Origin of the sequence: Rhizobium sp. LC145, from assembly GCF_001005825.1 — a bacterium.
Taxonomy (GTDB): domain Bacteria; phylum Pseudomonadota; class Alphaproteobacteria; order Rhizobiales; family Rhizobiaceae; genus Neorhizobium.
Window position 1 is genome coordinate 616,288 of the sequence record NZ_LBHV01000002.1, and the last position, 16,241, is coordinate 632,528.

At 61.1% G+C, this 16,241-nt stretch carries 15 protein-coding genes; 12 read left to right on the forward strand and 3 right to left on the reverse strand.

Annotation, left to right across the window (positions count from 1 at the left end; all coding sequences use genetic code 11):
- Positions 1 to 7: 7 nt before the first annotated feature.
- From YH62_RS07555 to YH62_RS07565, 3 genes are all read right to left on the reverse strand, one after another.
- Positions 8 to 1,129: an ABC transporter permease gene (locus YH62_RS07555; RefSeq protein WP_046793534.1), complete on the reverse strand. Its 1,122-nt coding sequence runs from the start codon at positions 1,127 to 1,129 to the stop codon at positions 8 to 10.
- A gap of 11 nt (positions 1,130 to 1,140) precedes the next feature.
- Entirely contained in the window at positions 1,141 to 2,127 is a 987-nt protein-coding gene (locus tag YH62_RS07560; protein ID WP_046793738.1) for an ABC transporter permease, read from the reverse strand.
- A gap of 120 nt (positions 2,128 to 2,247) precedes the next feature.
- The gene (locus YH62_RS07565; protein WP_046793535.1) at positions 2,248 to 4,188 is read right to left on the reverse strand and encodes an ABC transporter substrate-binding protein; all 1,941 of its coding nucleotides are present in this window, start codon (positions 4,186 to 4,188) and stop codon (positions 2,248 to 2,250) included.
- 262 nt (positions 4,189 to 4,450) lie between these two features.
- Between YH62_RS07565 and YH62_RS07570 the strand changes: the two genes are divergently transcribed.
- From YH62_RS07570 to YH62_RS07625, 12 genes are all read left to right on the forward strand, one after another.
- The gene (locus YH62_RS07570; RefSeq protein ID WP_046793536.1) at positions 4,451 to 5,164 is read left to right on the forward strand and encodes a FadR/GntR family transcriptional regulator; all 714 of its coding nucleotides are present in this window, start codon (positions 4,451 to 4,453) and stop codon (positions 5,162 to 5,164) included.
- 23 nt (positions 5,165 to 5,187) lie between these two features.
- Positions 5,188 to 6,126: a dihydrodipicolinate synthase family protein gene (locus YH62_RS07575; RefSeq protein ID WP_046793739.1), complete on the forward strand. Its 939-nt coding sequence runs from the start codon at positions 5,188 to 5,190 to the stop codon at positions 6,124 to 6,126.
- 82 nt (positions 6,127 to 6,208) lie between these two features.
- Positions 6,209 to 7,795 carry an ABC transporter substrate-binding protein gene (locus YH62_RS07580; RefSeq protein WP_046793537.1) on the forward strand — a complete coding sequence of 529 codons (1,587 nt, stop codon included), beginning with the start codon at positions 6,209 to 6,211 and terminating at the stop codon, positions 7,793 to 7,795.
- Positions 7,796 to 7,800: 5 nt separating this feature from the next.
- Positions 7,801 to 8,892, forward strand: a complete 1,092-nt coding sequence (locus tag YH62_RS07585) for an ABC transporter permease (protein ID WP_046793538.1) — start codon at positions 7,801 to 7,803, stop codon at positions 8,890 to 8,892.
- Between the two features lie 4 nt (positions 8,893 to 8,896).
- Entirely contained in the window at positions 8,897 to 9,832 is a 936-nt protein-coding gene (gene nikC / locus YH62_RS07590; protein WP_046793539.1) for a nickel transporter permease, read from the forward strand.
- Positions 9,829 to 10,686, forward strand: a complete 858-nt coding sequence (locus YH62_RS07595) for an ABC transporter ATP-binding protein (RefSeq protein ID WP_046793540.1) — start codon at positions 9,829 to 9,831, stop codon at positions 10,684 to 10,686. The genes nikC and YH62_RS07595 overlap by 4 nt, the downstream gene beginning before the upstream one ends.
- The gene (locus YH62_RS07600) at positions 10,683 to 11,429 is read left to right on the forward strand and encodes an ABC transporter ATP-binding protein (protein ID WP_046793541.1); all 747 of its coding nucleotides are present in this window, start codon (positions 10,683 to 10,685) and stop codon (positions 11,427 to 11,429) included. The genes YH62_RS07595 and YH62_RS07600 overlap by 4 nt, the downstream gene beginning before the upstream one ends.
- A gap of 86 nt (positions 11,430 to 11,515) precedes the next feature.
- Positions 11,516 to 12,400, forward strand: a complete 885-nt coding sequence (locus YH62_RS07605; RefSeq protein ID WP_046793542.1) for a dihydrodipicolinate synthase family protein — start codon at positions 11,516 to 11,518, stop codon at positions 12,398 to 12,400.
- Between the two features lie 21 nt (positions 12,401 to 12,421).
- Positions 12,422 to 13,081, forward strand: a complete 660-nt coding sequence (locus YH62_RS07610; protein WP_046793543.1) for a GntR family transcriptional regulator — start codon at positions 12,422 to 12,424, stop codon at positions 13,079 to 13,081.
- Positions 13,082 to 13,130: 49 nt separating this feature from the next.
- Entirely contained in the window at positions 13,131 to 14,462 is a 1,332-nt protein-coding gene (locus tag YH62_RS07615) for a sugar ABC transporter substrate-binding protein (protein ID WP_046793544.1), read from the forward strand.
- Positions 14,462 to 15,400: a sugar ABC transporter permease gene (locus tag YH62_RS07620; protein ID WP_046793545.1), complete on the forward strand. Its 939-nt coding sequence runs from the start codon at positions 14,462 to 14,464 to the stop codon at positions 15,398 to 15,400. The genes YH62_RS07615 and YH62_RS07620 overlap by 1 nt, the downstream gene beginning before the upstream one ends.
- A complete protein-coding gene (locus tag YH62_RS07625; RefSeq protein ID WP_046793546.1) occupies positions 15,400 to 16,221 on the forward strand; it encodes a carbohydrate ABC transporter permease in 822 nt (273 codons plus the stop codon). Before YH62_RS07620 ends, YH62_RS07625 begins: the two co-directional genes overlap by 1 nt.
- Positions 16,222 to 16,241 lie beyond the last annotated feature (20 nt).

The following is a 16,241-nucleotide window of genomic DNA, read 5'->3' on the forward strand; positions in this document are numbered from 1 at the left end:
CGGCACCTCATTTATTGTAGGGATCGGCTGCGTCGCGCAGACCATCACCGAGGAGATTGAGCGCCATGACGGCAATAACGACGGCGAGCCCCGGCATGAAAAGCCATGGCGCAGTCGCAATCGAACGGATGTTCTGCGCCTCGCGCAACAGCACGCCCCAGGAGATGGTCGGAGGCTGCAGGCCAAGACCGAGGAAGGAAAGCGACGTTTCCGCAAGGATCATCGCCGGCACGGCGAGGGTGACGGAGGCGATGACGTGGCTCGAGAAGCTCGGCAGCATATGCCGGAAAATGATGCGGCTTTCGGGCACCCCGTCGAGGCGGGCTGCAGCGACGAATTCCTCCGTCCTCAGCGACAAAAAGCGCCCGCGCACGACGCGGGCGAGCTGCGCCCAGCCGGTGAAGGACAGGATGATGGTGATCATCAGGTATTGCAGCGTCGCCGGCCAACCTTGCGGAAGGGCCGCAGCAAGCGCGAGCCAGATCGGAATGGTCGGCAGCGACAGCACGAAATCGATCACCCGCTGCATGACGAAATCGATGCGACCGCCGTAATAGCCGGAAATGCCGCCGAGAACGATGCCGAGCAGCAGCGACAGGCAGACGCCGACGAGACCGATGGAAAGCGACACCTGGGCGCCTTGCACAACGCGGCTGTAGACGTCGCGACCAAGGCGATCGGCCCCGAACAGGAAGAGAGGCCTCGCCTTGTCGGCGGATGCGACGAGATGGATGTCGGTTTCAAACAGACCGAGCACCGAATAGGTGTAGCCGCGCCCGAAGAAGGTGACCGGAACCTTCCTCGACGTGTCCTCGATATAGATCGCGGCAAGCGTGTTCGGATCGCGCGTCAGCCGCATCGGATAGTAGTGCGGCCCGAACTCGATGCCATTCGACGTATCGAAGAAATGGATCTTCTGGGGCGGGTGGAAGGTCGCGCGGGCATTCTGCGCGGTCGGATCGTTGATGGCGAAAAAACCGGGCACCAGGGCCACGACATACATGGCAACCGTGACGACCAGCGCCGCCATGGCGAGCTTGTGTCGTTTGAAGGCCCACCAGATGAGCTGCCATTGCGAGGCGACGGCAGCGCGATCGGGACGGATATTGGCAATGGAGACGTCGACCATCGGATGCCCTCCTATTCGAGCCGGATGCGCGGATCGACCAGCGCAAGCAGAATGTCGCTGATGAGCGAGCCGATGAGGGTGAGCGCACAGATCAGGAGAACGAAGGCACCGGCAAGGTACATGTCCTGCGCCATCAGCGACTGCAGCAGCAGAGGTGCCGCTGTCGGCAGGTTGAGGACGATCGCCACGACCACCGAACCCGAGATCAGGTTCGGCAACAGCCAGGCGATCGTCGAAATGAACGGGTTGAGCGCGATGCGCAGCGGGTATTTCGTCAGCAGCCGGAATTCCGACAGTCCCTTGGCCCGCGCCGTCGTGACATAGGGTTTCGGCAGCTCGTCCAGCATGTTGGCGCGCATGACGCGGATCAGGCTTGCCGTGGAGGAAACCGCCAGGATCGCCACCGGCAGCCACAAATGCGTAAGCAGATCGAACATCTTTCCGATGCTCCAGGAAGCCGTTTCGTATTCAGGGGAAAAGAGACCGCCGACATCCTGTCCGAATTCGACGGCAGCGACGTACATCAGCACCAGCGCCAGCAAGAAGGACGGAATGGACAGGCCGAAGAAGGTGAAGGCAGTGAATGCATAATCGCCGATCGAGTATTTCTTCACGGCGGAGTAGACGCCGATCGGCAAGGCGATGGCCCATGTCGCGAGTAGGCTTGCCACCGCCAGGACGAGGGTAAGCGCCATGCGCTCCCAGATGAGGCCGGAAACGGGCTGCTGCCATTCGAAGGAGATGCCGAAATCGCCGCTCGTGACGATGCCCCATATCCATTTGAGATACTGCACCAGCATCGGCTGATCGAGCCCGAAACGTTCGCGCAATTGTGCCGCGGTGTTCTGGTCGACAACCTCGTTGGATGAGGCAAGCGTGGCTATGTACGTCGTGACGAAGTCGCCGGGCGGAAGCTGGATCAGCACGAAAGCCAGGAAGCTCACGGCAAACAGCGACGGTATCATCCACAGAAGTCGCTTGATGATGAATTTCAGCATGGGCACACCCGCATTCAGGTTTGCACGGCGCATCAAACGGGACCAGGAGGCCTGCTCGACGGGCCGCAACGGACTTCACGGGCGCCGCCACTGTTGTTGCGACGGCGCCCGTGAACAAGATCAACTTGTGAAGGTGAACTGCTGCGGGAGTGCCGGACCCGGGTTTGGCCAGGACCAACTATCCGGCTGTTTCTCCGGCACATTGCGGAGATTGTTGCGGATGACGCCGAAGCCGCCGACGGCCATGCAAATCCCCATGACCTCGAAGTCTTCCGCGGCAAGATCGAAGATCTGCTTCATGATCGCCCCGCGCTTGTCGAGATCGGCGGTGGAGCGGGCCTCGTCGAAGAGCTTCATGCGCGTCTTCTGGCTTTCGGGCGGTTCCTCGCCCTCCTTGCCATTTGAAGTGTACCAGAGCGTCCAGGGTATGGCGTAGCGCGAGCCTTGCGGATGGAAGGCGAAATAGTCGCGCGGATCGAGCATCGGATCGAGCCCTCCCGGACCAGGCCAGACCTGCGCATCATGGGCATTGTCATCGCCACGGGTATAGTAGAGGGCGCGCTCGATCGTATTGACCTTGATGTCGATGCCGATCTGCGTCCAATGCGACTTAACAAGCTCCAACACGTCGACAAGATCCGGATAAAGCGTCGGGATGACGTCGATCGCGAAGAATATGGGCTGCCCGTCCGAGCGAAGGCGGATGCCGTTGCCGTTCTTCTTGTCCAGCCCGATCTGGTCGAGCATGGCATTCGCCTTGTCCGGATCGTATTCGGTGAACTGGCGGGCCAGTTGCTCGTGATACCACGGATGCCCCGGGCGCGGCCCGGTCTGATAACCTTCGCTCTGCGCGAAATAGATGATGTCGATGATCTCCTGGCGGTTAATGCCGATCGACAGCGCCTGACGGAAGGACTTGTCCGCGAATATCTTTCGCAGCTCCGGATCCTTGTGGGTCATGTTCAGATAAAGCGAGCATTGCTGGGCCGCCGACGGCACCAGCGATAACAGCCGGTAGTCGCCTTTCTCCATGTTCTGGGAAAGAGTCGGCTTGTTCGCAAGGCTGTTGATATGCCGTTCCTGAATGTCGATCTTGCCGGAAATGACGTTGAGCATCAGCGACTCGACGTCCTGCGAAATGCCGAAGTTGAGTTCGTCGATATAGGGAAGCTGATTGCCTTCGGTATCGACCTGCCAGAAATAGGGATTACGTTCCATGACGACGCGGGTCGCGCCGCCGGAATAGGGTTCCTTGACCACCCAGGGATCGAGCGTCGGCTTCTCGACATTGCTCCAGCGCGACGGGATCTCGATGTCGCCGCACTTGGCGCGGAAAAGTTCCGTCCAGCCAGCGGCGCCCGCTGCCTTCACGTCCGCATCGAGATTGGAATTATACTTCGGCAGGAACTTGCTGCAGTAGTGTTTGGCAAACAGCGTCGGGTGCTGGCCGAGCGGAGTGGCCAGGTTTTCGAGGTAGAGCGCATTGGCCGCCGCGAAGGTGAATTTGACGGTGTAGTCATCCATCTTCTCGACCACGACCGGCTTGCCGGCCACCACGATCTGGGCCGGCGGCGCGCTGTAAAGCTCGTTGTTCTTGACGACATCCTCGATGGCGAAGACGACATCGTCGGCGGTGAACGGATGACCGTCCGACCAGCGCACGCCCTGGATCAGATGGAAGGTGAATTGCGATGCGTCTTCGTTCGTTTCCCAGCGCTCGGCCAGATTAGGCAGGACTTCCGTGAAGTCCATGTTCCAGCGCACCAGCCCCTGATTGCCCACCATGCGCAGGATGCCGTTATGGTCCGATGACCCCCTCAGCCCGCGCCGCAGCGTTCCGCCATAGGTCCCCACTTTCTCGTAGGGCGTCACGATCATCGGCTTTTTCGGCAGGCGCTCCGCAAGCGGAGGCAGCTTTCCCTCCTTGGCAAGCTGCGCCAAGGCCGGCGCTTCGCCGCCGGCCGCGGCCGCACGCCCGGCAAGGGACAGCGCCGCCACGCCAGCCATGCCGCCGAGCACCGCGCGGCGTGTCACGCCGCGAGACAAGATTTCATCGCGCATTGATTTCCTCCCCATATTGGACCGAAAGGACGGACGTCCTTTGATCAATGACGACGGCTCCCAAACCGCCGCGCAACGCCCTCCTCGACGTCACGAAGAACGATAGACACGTTCTCAGATAATTACAAGAGTTGACAGATATTAACAGATTTAGTAGCCCTCATGCCCGAAAGTTAAGAACCGGGCGACACCTGCCTCCCGACTGCCAGGCGAGAAATCGGATGCAGAAATTCCGCCGCAACCGGCAGCAGAAGGGACGATCATGAGACTGGCAACCGGCACCGACATGGGCAGGGCCGCAACGCGCTTCAGCGACATCATCTACGAAAAGATCGTGGGAATGATCGTCGACGGAAGTTTTCCGGTAAACGAGAGACTGCCGGCAGAAGCCAGGCTTGCCGAGACCTTCGGGGCTTCCAGACCCGTGGTCCGCGAAGCGCTCGAGCGTCTGAGGGCGGATGGTCTGGTCGTGTCGCAGAAGGGATCCGGTTCCTATGTCAGGCAACGGCCGGACTCCTCCATGCTCACCATGGTGCCGGTCGGCTCGCTTGCCGATGTCCAGCGGTTCTTCGAGTTCCGCGCAGGGCTGGAAGCCGAGGCCGCACTGCTGGCGGCGCGAAACTGGCAGCCTGCCGACAAGGACCGGATAAGCGCTGCCCTGTCAGCGATCGAGCAGTGTCTGCGGAGCGGCAAGCTTGGGGCGGAAGAGGATCAGGCGCTGCATGACGCGATCGCAAGAGCGACGGACAACCAGTTCCACATAACGGTAAGGGAGTGGTTCCGCCCACACTTTGCCATCGGCCATTCGGTAACCCGCAGCCTCAGCCTCAAGCGGACGCCGGACCAGATACGCAGCGTCCAGGACGAGCATGCGGTGATCGTCGAGGCGATATTCGCACGACAGGAAACCGAGGCCTACCAGGCGATGAAGGCGCACATATTGAACGCTCGGGCCCGCATGTTCCAAGGCGTCTGAGTTCGATCGGGAGGGGAATGAACATGAGTATCGCAAATCTTCGTCAGGCACTCACGGGTGTGTCGGGCGTTCCCGTGACAGCCTATGATGCGGACGGCGAGGTCGATCCGCGGGTCACATCAGCGGTCTATGCCCGCGTGGCGGCTGCCGGCATCCACAACATCGTCGCCGCCGGAAACACGGGCGAGTTCTATGCCCTGACGCCGAGCGAAATCCGCAAGGTTTTCGAGGCTGCCATATCCGGCGTGAGCGGCAGAGCCCCGGTCACCGCGGCCATCGGCCGATCCCTGCGCGAAGCGATCTCCATGGCCAAGGATGCCGCTTCCATGGGCGCAACGGCGGTCATGGCGCATCAGCCGGTCGATCCGTTTGCGGCGCCGGCCGCCCAGATCGACTATTTCCGCAATCTCGCCGATGCCTCGTCATTGCCGCTGGTCGCCTATGTGCGCGCCGACGGCTTCAGCGTTCCCGACATGGTCCGTCTGGCAGGCCATGCCAATATCGCCGGCATCAAGTTTGCCACGCCGGACCTGATGCTTCTCTCGCGCGCAATCGCCGCATCTGACCCTGCCGGCGCCCTGTTCGTCTGTGGCCTTGCCGAAAGCTGGGCGCCCAGCTTCACGTCGGCCGGGGCGCGGGGTTTCACATCCGGCCTCGTCAATGTCGCCCCTCATCTATCGCTTGCCGTGCACCGCGCACTGGCGAGCGGCGATTACGAAACGGCGCGCGCGATCGTCAACCAGATCGAGCCCTTCGAACGGATGCGGACGAAGTTCCGCAATGGCGCGAACGTCACCGTCGTCAAGGAAGCGGTCACGCATTCAGGCCTTGATGTCGGTCCCGTTCGCGTTCCCGGCCTGCCACGGCTCGATGCGGAGGACCGTAAGGAGCTGTTTGCCCTGCTCAAGGGATGGGAGGAGACCGGACACGTTCGAGAGGCAGCCGTAGGAGCGAGCGGCTGAGAACCTTTCAGGTTCGCATATTCGCATGAATGAGCATGAATGCGCGGTGATGGCCGCGCGATAAGATTGGGAGGTCTTAACGATGCTGAAGAACCTATTCGCAACACTTGCGGTCACCGCCGCCATGTTCACCGCCCTGCCGTCATGGGCGGCTTCCCCGCCCAATATGCTGGTGATCGGCACCAACCTGACGGGCATCCGCACGCTCGACCCGGCGCAGAACAATGCCCGTACCGTTTCCGAGCTGATTTCCAACCTCTATGACAATCTCGTCCAGCTCTCGCCGGACGACCTGCAGACGCTGAAGCCGATGCTTGCCACCGAATGGAAGGTTTCGGAGGACGGCAAGCTCATCACCCTCACCCTGCGCGATGATGCGGTCTTTCAGAGCGGAAACAAGGTCACCGCGGAAGATGCCGCCTGGTCCATCCAGCGCGTCATCAAGATGGGCCAGGTCGGCTCGACCGATATCGCGCTCTGGGGCTTTACGCCTGAAAACGTCGATCAGCTGGTTCGGGCAAAGGACGATCATACGCTGGAAATCGAGCTGCCGCAGCCGGTCAGCAGCGACCTGGTTCTCTATTCGCTCGCCGGTTCCTCGATCGGCATCGTGGACAAGAAGACGGCGATGTCACATGAGGCCAATGGCGATTTCGGCGGCGCCTGGCTGTCGGCCAATTCCGCCGGCAGCGGCCCGTTCACGCTCGCCCAGTGGCGCCCGAACGACGTTGCAATCTTCAACGCCCAGCCGGATTACTGGGGCGGCAAGCCGGAAATGGCGCGCGTCGTTGCCCGCCATATCCCGGAATCGGGCAATCTTCGCCTACAGCTCGAAGCCGGCGACGTCGACGTCGGACATTATCTCGCCAGCGGCGATCTCGATGCGCTTTCCAAGAGCGAGGATATCGTTATCGACAGTGTTCCGGGCCTCGGTTTCTACTACGTCGCCCTCAACCAGAAAGACCCCGATCTTCAGAAGCCCAAGGTCCGCGAAGCCTTCCAGCACGCTTTCGACTGGAAGGCCATTGCCGACAATATCATGCGCTATACCGGCTTCCCCTGGCAGTCGATGATCCCGCGCGGCATGATCGGAGCTCCGACCGAGGTGGTCGATCGGTACAATTACGATCCGGCCAAGGCCAAGCAGCTCTTGGCTGAAGCGGGCTATCCGAATGGGCTGAAAAAGGTGCTCAATCCGTCCGGCGCTCCGACCCTGCCCTTCGCCGAGGCCCTGCAGGCCAGCGCGCGAGCCGCAGGCATAGAGCTCGATCTCGTGCCGGGCGAGTTCACGCCGGCCTTCCGCGAGCGGAAATACGAAGTCCTGCTCGGCAATTCCGGTGCCCGCCTTCCCGACCCTTTCGCGGTGGCGACGCAATATGCCTATAACCCGGACAACAGCGATGAGGCCCGCCTTGGCAGCTATTATCTCTGGCGCACGGCAATGAAGGTGGATGAGCTCAACGGGCTGGTCGACCAGTCGATGAAGGAACGCGACACCGCCAAACGCACGGAGATCTTCAAGAAGATCGACACCATCTACGGCGGCATGAATTCACCGCTGATGATCTTCTTCCAGCGCACCGACCCCTATGTCATGCGCGCCAATGTCAAAGGTTACCAAGGCCATACGACATGGTCGACGCGTTGGCATGACGTGACGAAGGAGTAAGCGACGTGGCAAGCGCCGATCTCCAATCGGAACGGGATCCGAACCGGAACATCGACGCCTTCGCAGCGGCGTCGCCACACCCGATCCTGATAACGTTGCGACGCCTGGCAGGGCGCGTGGTGGCGATCGTCACCACGCTGCTCGGGCTCCTCTTCCTGACCTTCTCCATGGGACGGCTGCTCCCGGCCGATCCCGTCCTCGCCATCACGGGAGCCGAGGTCAGCAAGGAGGTCTATGACCGCGTCTACAGAGAACTAGGCCTCGACCAGCCGATCTGGATGCAGTTCCTGACCTATGTGCGCAACGTGGCAACCGGCGATCTCGGCAGATCGACGACCACCGGCCAGCCGATCCTCAGCGATCTCCTGACCATTTTTCCCGCAACCATCGAGCTTGCCCTGGTCGCCATGGTCGTCGGCATCGTGGTAGGCGTTCCGCTTGGCATCATCGCCGCGGTCCGCCGTGGCTCGATCATCGACCATATCGTCCGCATTCTGGCGTTGGCCGGACATTCCATCCCGATCTTCTGGACCGGACTGATGGCTCTGTTCATCTTTTACGCGAAACTTCGCCTGGTCGGAGCTTCCGGACGCATCGACGTGTTCTACGAAGGCCTCGTCACCCCGGTTACCGGCTTTCTGCTGATCGACTCGGCCCTTCAGGGCCAGTGGGAGGTCTTCAGGAATGCGCTCAGCCACATCATCCTGCCAGGATCCATCCTCGGCTATTATTCCGTCGCCTATATCAGCCGCATGTCGCGCTCGTTCATGCTGGAGCAGTTGGGACAGGAATACATCCTCACAGCCAAGGCGAAGGGGCTTGGGCGACGCCAGGTCGTGTGGCGGCATGCCTTCAGGAATATCCGCGTCCAGTTGCTCACGATCATGGCGCTGACCTTCGGCGGCCTACTGGAGGGAGCCGTTCTGATCGAGACCGTCTTCGGATGGCCGGGGCTCGGGCAATATCTCACACGTGGTCTTCAGATGAATGACATGAATGTGGTGATGGGTGCGGTGCTGACCATCGGCGCCGTCTTTTTGACCATCAACATGATTTCAGACGTGCTCTATCGCATTCTCGATCCGAGGACACGGTGACAAGATGACAATTCCGATCGAACAGACGAACCGTTCCGAGCCTGGCGGCTTTCGCCAATGGCTGCTGGCGCCCGAACCCGAGGGTTTGTTTCAATCGTCCGTCCAGCAGTTCTACCAGGGCTGGCTCAAGTTCCGGCTGCATCCGCTCGGCCTCGTCGGCCTGGCGGTCATCATTCTGCTCATACTCGTGGCCGTTGCCGCACCGGTGCTGACGCAATACGACCCGATCGTCCAGGATATGGCGAGCCGATTGGCGCCTCCATCGGCGGAGCATTGGCTCGGCACCGACAATTTCGGTCGCGACGTCTTTGCACGCATCATCTATGGCGCGCGCACGACGCTCTACATCATCATCCTCGTCACCGTGATCGTCGCCCCGATCGGCCTTTTGATCGGCACCTGTTCAGGGTATTTCGGCGGAGTCGTCGACGAGATATTGATGCGCATCACCGATATCTTCCTGTCCTTCCCAGGCCTGGTACTGGCGCTCGGTTTTGCCGCCGCCCTCGGTCCCGGCATCACCAATGCGATCATCGCGATTTCACTGACGGCCTGGCCGCCGATCGCCAGGCTCGCGCGTGCCGAAACGCTCAGCCTGCGCAATGCCGACTTCATCGCAGCCGTCCGCCTGCAGGGCGCGTCATCCATGGCCATCATCACCCGTCACATCCTGCCGATGTGCATTCCGTCGGTAATCGTGCGTGTGACCCTGAACATGGCCGGGATCATTATCACGGCCGCTGGCCTTGGCTTTCTCGGCCTCGGCGCGCAGCCGCCATGGCCGGAATGGGGCGCCATGGCCGCCACCGGTCGTGAATTCATGCTGGACAGCCCCTGGGTCATCGCGGCGCCCGGTATCGCTATTGCGCTCGTCAGCCTAGCCTTCAACCTCGTCGGCGACGCCCTTCGCGACGTACTCGATCCAAGGGGTGGCGAATGACAGATTCACTCATCGATATCCGCAATCTGGAGATCGCCTTCGGCGGCGGCGCGGTGAAAGCCGTGCGCGGCGTAAGTTTTACTCTCGGCCAGGAGAAACTCGGGATCGTCGGCGAATCCGGATCGGGCAAGTCCACCGTCGGCCGCGCGATCATGAAACTGTTGCCCCCGACCGCGAAGGTCACGGCCGAACGAATGATGTTCAAGGACGTGGACCTGTTGAGCGCCAGCGAGCAGAAGATGATGACCGTGCGCGGGCGACAGATCGGATTGATCCTTCAAGATCCCAAATACTCGCTCAATCCCGTCATGCGCATCGGCGAACAGATTGCAGAAACCTACCGTCTGCATGCTCCCAAGGCGAGCGCGAAGCAAGCGGCCGAGCAAACGCTGTCGATGTTAACCGCGGTACAGATCCGCGATCCCGAACGAGTAGCACGGCTTTACCCGCATGAAATATCGGGCGGCATGGGCCAACGCGTCATGATCGCGATGATGCTGATCGCCGAACCCGATGTTCTGATCGCCGACGAGCCAACTTCGGCTCTCGATGTCACCGTTCGGCTCGAGGTGCTGGGCCTATTGGAAGAGCTCGTCGAACGGCGCAATCTCGGCCTGATCTTCATCAGCCACGACCTCAACCTGGTTCGGCATTTCTGCGATCGCGTGCTCATCATGTATGCGGGACGGATCGTCGAGACCTTGGAGGCGAGAAACCTCGTGAACGCGAAACACCCCTATACGCAGGGCCTGCTTGCATCGCTTCCATCGATCGAGGAGCCCCCTGCCCGGCTGCCGGTCTTGAAGCGTGAGCGCTCCTGGCTGGACGATACCGCCACGGAGACGCGCGCATGATCGAAGTCGAAAACCTCACGATACGTTTTGGTGCGGGCAAGAAGCCGGTCGTCAGCAATTTCAATCTCGCCATCGAGCCAGGCATGGCATTCGGCCTGGTCGGGGAATCCGGTTGCGGCAAGTCGACGGTCCTGCGTGCGATCTCAGGCCTCAACCCGAATTACGAAGGGCAGATCAAGCTGGACGGCAAGATATTGGACCATCGGCGGGAGCGTTCATTCTTCCGCCAGGTTCAGATGGTGTTTCAGGATCCATATGGCTCCTTGCACCCTCGCAAGACGATCCGCTCCCAGCTTAAGGAGCCTCTACGCAATCAGGGTATTTCGGCAAAATCGACGAGCCTTGATGATGCCCTGCAGGCGGTCGGCCTCGATCCGGTGCTGAGCTACCGTTTCCCACATCAATTATCGGGCGGCCAACGGCAGCGCGTCGCCATCGCTCGTGCACTCGTTCTCAATCCAGCGATCCTGTTGCTCGATGAGCCGACCTCGGCGCTCGACGTTTCGGTCCAGGCGGAAATTCTCAATCTCCTGCAGGATCTGCGCACGGAGCGTGGTCTTACCTACCTGCTCGTCAGCCATGATCTCGCTGTCGTCTCGCACATGTGCTCGCGCATCGCGATCATGGAAGCCGGCGAGGTGGTGGAGGAGACTGATATCGAGAATCTCCGGAAAGGCACCATCACGCATCCCTATTCCCAGCGGCTTCTCGGCGCGAGCAGGAGGTACGGCAAGAGCGCCTGACGCTGTCGCCACCTCCGACATTATGCCTGTTTACAGCTAACATGTTAGTGATATAGGGTGACGATGTCAGTTGGGAGGAGCGGGCATTGAAAACGAGATTCGGCCTATCGGCAGCACTTACGACCCCTTTTGATGATGGGGGCGAGATCGTCCTGCCCCTCATGACGGAGCATGCGAAGCGTTGCCTGGAAGCCGGCTGCGATAGCATCACGCTGTTCGGCACCACGGGTGAAGGCAGCTCGATCGGCAACAGGGAACGCGCTTCGACTTTGGAGGCGTTCGCCCATGCCGGCATAGCGCCGGAAAGATTGGTCGTCGGCGTTCTGGTCGATGCCGCGCACGACGCGGCCGAACAGGCCGCCCAGGCGCTGGACGCCGGAGTGCGCAATATTCTTCTGGCTCCGCCATCCTATTTCAAGAACGTCGCCGACGACGGCGTCTTCGAATGGTATTCGAAAGTGTTCGCCCTGCTCGGCGCCAAGGCGCGCGACATCATCCTCTACAACATCCCCTCGGTGACGATGGTCGGGATCTCCGTGGAACTGGTCGGCCGCCTGCGCAACGCCTTTCCCACGGCAGTTGCCGGGGTGAAGGATTCAGGTGGCGACTGGCCCTATACGGAACGACTGCTCAAGGAGCATGGCGACCTCACCATCCTCATTGGGGACGAGCGCCATCTGGCGCAGGGCACGCGTCTCGGTGGGCAGGGCGCCATTTCGGGAATGGCCAACATATTCCCGCGGGAGATCGGCGCCATGGCGGTCGACGGCCGGGACGACGAGCGCGTCATCAGCCTGGTCGAGGAGCTCCTGACCCTCCCCGTGACGCCGGCCGTCAAGGCCCTGGTTGCCCAAGCAAGCGGCAACCAAGTATGGCTGAATGTGAGGCCGCCTCTGGTAACGATTCCATCCGAAGGACGCGAGCGGATTGCGCGCTCCTTCGAAAAGGCGTTCTCGCCCAAGGCGGCCTAAGGTCAAATAGGAGCGCATCGCGTGGATGAAGCCGGCGAGCAGGTGAGATTGAGGGAAAAGGCGTATGAAAGCTTCACGCGCCACCTGCTGGCGCGGGATGTGCGTCCCGGCCAGTTCATCTCCCAGCGCCGTCTTGTCGAGCTGACCGGCCTGACACTCGGGGCCATCCGTGAACTCATTCCGAGGCTTGAGGCCGAGGGGTTGATCAAGACCGTGCCCCAGCGCGGACTGCAGATCGCCCATATCGATATTCACCTCATCCGGGAGGCATTCCAGTTCCGCCTGATTCTCGAAAAGGAGGCGGTGGCGCTCTTCACCCGCAATGCAAGCGACGCCGAAGTGCAGCGTCTGTTGAAGCAGCACCGCGATATCGCCGAGGAGCTTGCCGCCGCCGGCCCCTCGGCCGAACTGGAACAGCGCGCCCAGGTGACGGACTGGGGGATGCATGATGCGTTCATCGATGCCATGGGCAATTCGATCATCTCCAATGCCTATAGGGTCAACTCGATCAAGATGCGGCTGATCAATCAGGAGCGTTTCCGCATCGAGGGCCGGGTGGGACCCGTCATGAAGGAACATCTTTTGGTTCTCGAAGCGATCGAAAGCCGATCGATAGAGGATGCGGTCTGGTGCCTTACGGCACATATCTGCAACGCGAGGGACCGCGCACTGGCAGTATGAACGTCAACGGGCCACGCGAGGAGGCGTGGCCGCCAAGGGAGGACAGGGTATGACGACTTCGATTCTCAAACCGACACGACGCCAGTTCCTGGCTGCAAGCGCGGCGATCGGCGGTACTGCGCTCATCGGCGGCCGTCCGGCTTCCGCCGCGGTCGACTGGAAGCGCTTTGCAGGAACCACGCTCGACGTGAACTTGGTCAAGAGCCCGCGTAGCGAGATCATCCTGAAACACCTGTCGGAATTCGAAGAGCTAACTGGCATCAAGGTCAATGCGGAAGCCACGCCCGAACAGCAGCAACGGCAGAAGACCGTCATCGAGCTGAGCACCGGCAGGCCAAGCTTCGATGTCGTACATCTGAGCTATCACGTGCAGAAGCGGCAGTTCGAGAAAGGTGGATGGCTCGCCGATATCAGCGGCTTCATGAAGGACCCGTCGCTGACCGATCCGTCACTGGTGGAAGGTGATTTTGCCGAAGCCGGTCTGCTCTTCGCCAAGGATTCCGACGGCACGATGCGCTCGCTGCCCTTCTCTGTGGATTACTGGATCGTCTACTGGAACCGGGAGCTTTTCGAAAAACACGGCCTTTCCTACCCTACATCCTTCGATGAGCTGGTTGCCGCCGCGGAGAAGATAACCGACCCCTCCAGCAACACCTACGGCTTCGTCGCGCGCGGTCTCAAGAACGCGAATACGCCGGTGTGGACCTCGTTGATGCTCGGCTATGGCGCAACCCCGATCAGCGCGGATGGGAAGGTGCAGGCCACATCGAAGGAGGCCGTGGAAGCCGCCAAGCTTTACCAGCGCCTGATGACGAAAGCCGCCCCTCCCGGCGTCTCCGGCTTCAACTGGGCGGAGGCGCAATCCGCCTTCCTGCAGGGAAGGATCGGTATGTGGTTCGATGGCGTGGGCTTCGCGCCGCCGATCGAAGATCCGCAGAAATCCCGCGTCGTCGGCAAGGTGGGCTATGGGGTCATTCCCAAGGGGCCGGCCGCGCAGGCAGCGGGCACTTTCGGCGACGGTATAGGGGTGGTCGAAGCCAGCACCAAGAAGGAAGCCGGCTATCTCTTCTGCCAATGGGTGATCTCGCATGACATGGGCGCCCGCCTGCTGCAGGCTGGCGCAGGCGTGCCCTATCGCCAGTCGATCCTGGAAGACGCCAAGGTGCGCGAGGGCGTGAAGATGCCCGGCGAATGGCTGGACGCCGTCGTCGCTTCGGGCAAGGTCTCCCGTCTCGCCCTTCCCGTCATCATCCCGGTCACCGAGTTCCGCGACATCTACGGCGTGGCCCTCACCAATATGATCGGCGGAGCCGACCCGGAAGCGGAACTCAAGAACGCAACCGCGCAGTTCGAACCGGTTCTGGCGCGAAGCGAGGGATAATGGCGTCCGTGAGCATCGATAATCCGATGACGCGGGGCAAGCAGGAGAAAAGGAGCAAGCCTTCACGGCTTGCTCCCAACTACTGGCCCTTCGTCCTGCCCGCCCTGATCGTGATCGCGGCCGTGATCGTATTTCCTTGGGTCTTCACCTTGTGGATGAGCGTCAATAGCTGGACGCTCGGCCAGCCGCGCGTTTTCGCAGGCTTTGCGAACTATGTGCGCCTGGCGCAGGACGCCCGCTTCTGGGAATCGCTGTGGCATACGGCGACCTATACGGTCCTTTCCGTGATCCTGCCTCTGTTTCTCGGCACGCTGGCGGCGCTGGTCTTCGATGCGAAGTTCCCCTTGCGCGGCTTTTTGCGCGGCGTCTTCGTCATGCCGATGATGGCCACCCCCGTGGCGGTGGCGCTCGTTTGGACGATGATGTACCACCCGCAGCTCGGGGTCCTGAACTATCTGCTTTCCCTTGTCGGCCTCGGCCCGCAGGAATGGATCTACAATCAGTCGACGGTCATTCCCTCCCTGGTTCTGGTGGAAACCTGGCAGTGGACGCCGCTCGTCATGCTGATCGTGCTCGGAGGTCTGGCCGCCGTACCGCGCGAGCCCTATGAAAGCGCGGAGATCGATGGCGCCAATGCCTGGCAGAAATTCCGCTACCTGACCATGCCGATGATCGCCCCGTTCCTGATGATCGCCGTAATCATCCGCTCGATCGATGCCGTCAAAAGCTTCGACATCATCTATGCGATGACGCAGGGCGGGCCCGGCACGGCGTCCGAAACGATCAACATCTATCTCTATAATACCGCCTTTGCCTATTACGACATCGGCTATGGCTCGGCCATGGCGGTCGTGTTCTTCGTCATCATCGTCGCGCTCTCCTTCGTATTGCTGATGGTCCGCCAGCGCGCCAACTGGTCCGATGTGGAGAACCGCTGATGAAACGCAAGACGCTCGACAAACTCGGCCTTCTCTTCGTCGCCCTGGTGATGGTCTCGCCGGTCGTCCTGTTCTTCCTCTGGATGATCTCGCTGTCGCTCAAATACGAAATCGACAACGGTGCCTACCCGCCCATCCTCATCCCGGAAAACTTCGCCTGGTCGAACTATCTGAAGGTGTTCGAGGAGAATAACTTCTTCCTCTATTTCTGGAATTCCGTACTGGTCACCGGAGCGGCGACGCTGCTCGCACTTCTGATCGGGGTGCCGGCCGGCTACGGGATTGCGCGGCTGAAGGCCGAGAAATCGGCGGTCGTCATCATGATCGCCCGTATGACGCCCGGCCTATCCTTTCTCATTCCGCTTTTTCTGCTGTTCCAGTGGCTGAACCTCATCGGCACGCTGTGGCCTCAGATCATCATTCACCTGGTCGTCACCGTGCCGATCGTCGTGTGGATCATGATCGGCTATTTCGAAACGACGCCGATGGAGCTGGAAGAGGCGGCCAGCATCGACGGCGCGACCTCCTGGCAGGTCTTCCGCCTGGTCGCACTGCCGATAGCAAAACCCGGCATTGTCGTTTCCTTCATCCTGGCGCTGATCTTCTCGTGGAACAATTTCGTCTTCGGCATCGTGCTGGCAAACCGCGAGACGCGCACGCTCCCTGTTGCCGTCTACAACATGCTCTCCTTCGAGCAGGTAAGCTGGGGGCCATTGGCCGCGGCAGCACTGATCGTGACGCTGCCAGTGCTGCTTCTGACGATGTTCGCACAAAGGCAAATCGTGGCGGGTCTCACCGCAGGCGCAGTCAAGGGAGGGTGAAGCCGCTCGGCTTCCCTCGC

Excerpts from the sequence above, each read along its gene's own strand:
- YH62_RS07575 (WP_046793739.1), top strand. The coding sequence starts at position 5,188 with ATGAGTATCGCAAATCTTCGTCAGGCACTCACGGGTGTGTCGGGCGTT.
- nikC (WP_046793539.1), top strand. The coding sequence starts at position 8,897 with ATGACAATTCCGATCGAACAGACGAACCGTTCCGAGCCTGGCGGCTTT.
- YH62_RS07625 (WP_046793546.1), top strand. The coding sequence starts at position 15,400 with ATGAAACGCAAGACGCTCGACAAACTCGGCCTTCTCTTCGTCGCCCTG.
- YH62_RS07565 (WP_046793535.1), bottom strand. The coding sequence starts at position 4,188 with ATGCGCGATGAAATCTTGTCTCGCGGCGTGACACGCCGCGCGGTGCTC.
- YH62_RS07600 (WP_046793541.1), top strand. The coding sequence starts at position 10,683 with ATGATCGAAGTCGAAAACCTCACGATACGTTTTGGTGCGGGCAAGAAG.
- YH62_RS07580 (WP_046793537.1), top strand. The coding sequence starts at position 6,209 with ATGCTGAAGAACCTATTCGCAACACTTGCGGTCACCGCCGCCATGTTC.
- YH62_RS07570 (WP_046793536.1), top strand. The coding sequence starts at position 4,451 with ATGAGACTGGCAACCGGCACCGACATGGGCAGGGCCGCAACGCGCTTC.
- YH62_RS07620 (WP_046793545.1), top strand. The coding sequence starts at position 14,462 with ATGGCGTCCGTGAGCATCGATAATCCGATGACGCGGGGCAAGCAGGAG.
- YH62_RS07615 (WP_046793544.1), top strand. The coding sequence starts at position 13,131 with ATGACGACTTCGATTCTCAAACCGACACGACGCCAGTTCCTGGCTGCA.
- YH62_RS07560 (WP_046793738.1), bottom strand. The coding sequence starts at position 2,127 with ATGCTGAAATTCATCATCAAGCGACTTCTGTGGATGATACCGTCGCTG.
- YH62_RS07595 (WP_046793540.1), top strand. The coding sequence starts at position 9,829 with ATGACAGATTCACTCATCGATATCCGCAATCTGGAGATCGCCTTCGGC.
- YH62_RS07555 (WP_046793534.1), bottom strand. The coding sequence starts at position 1,129 with ATGGTCGACGTCTCCATTGCCAATATCCGTCCCGATCGCGCTGCCGTC.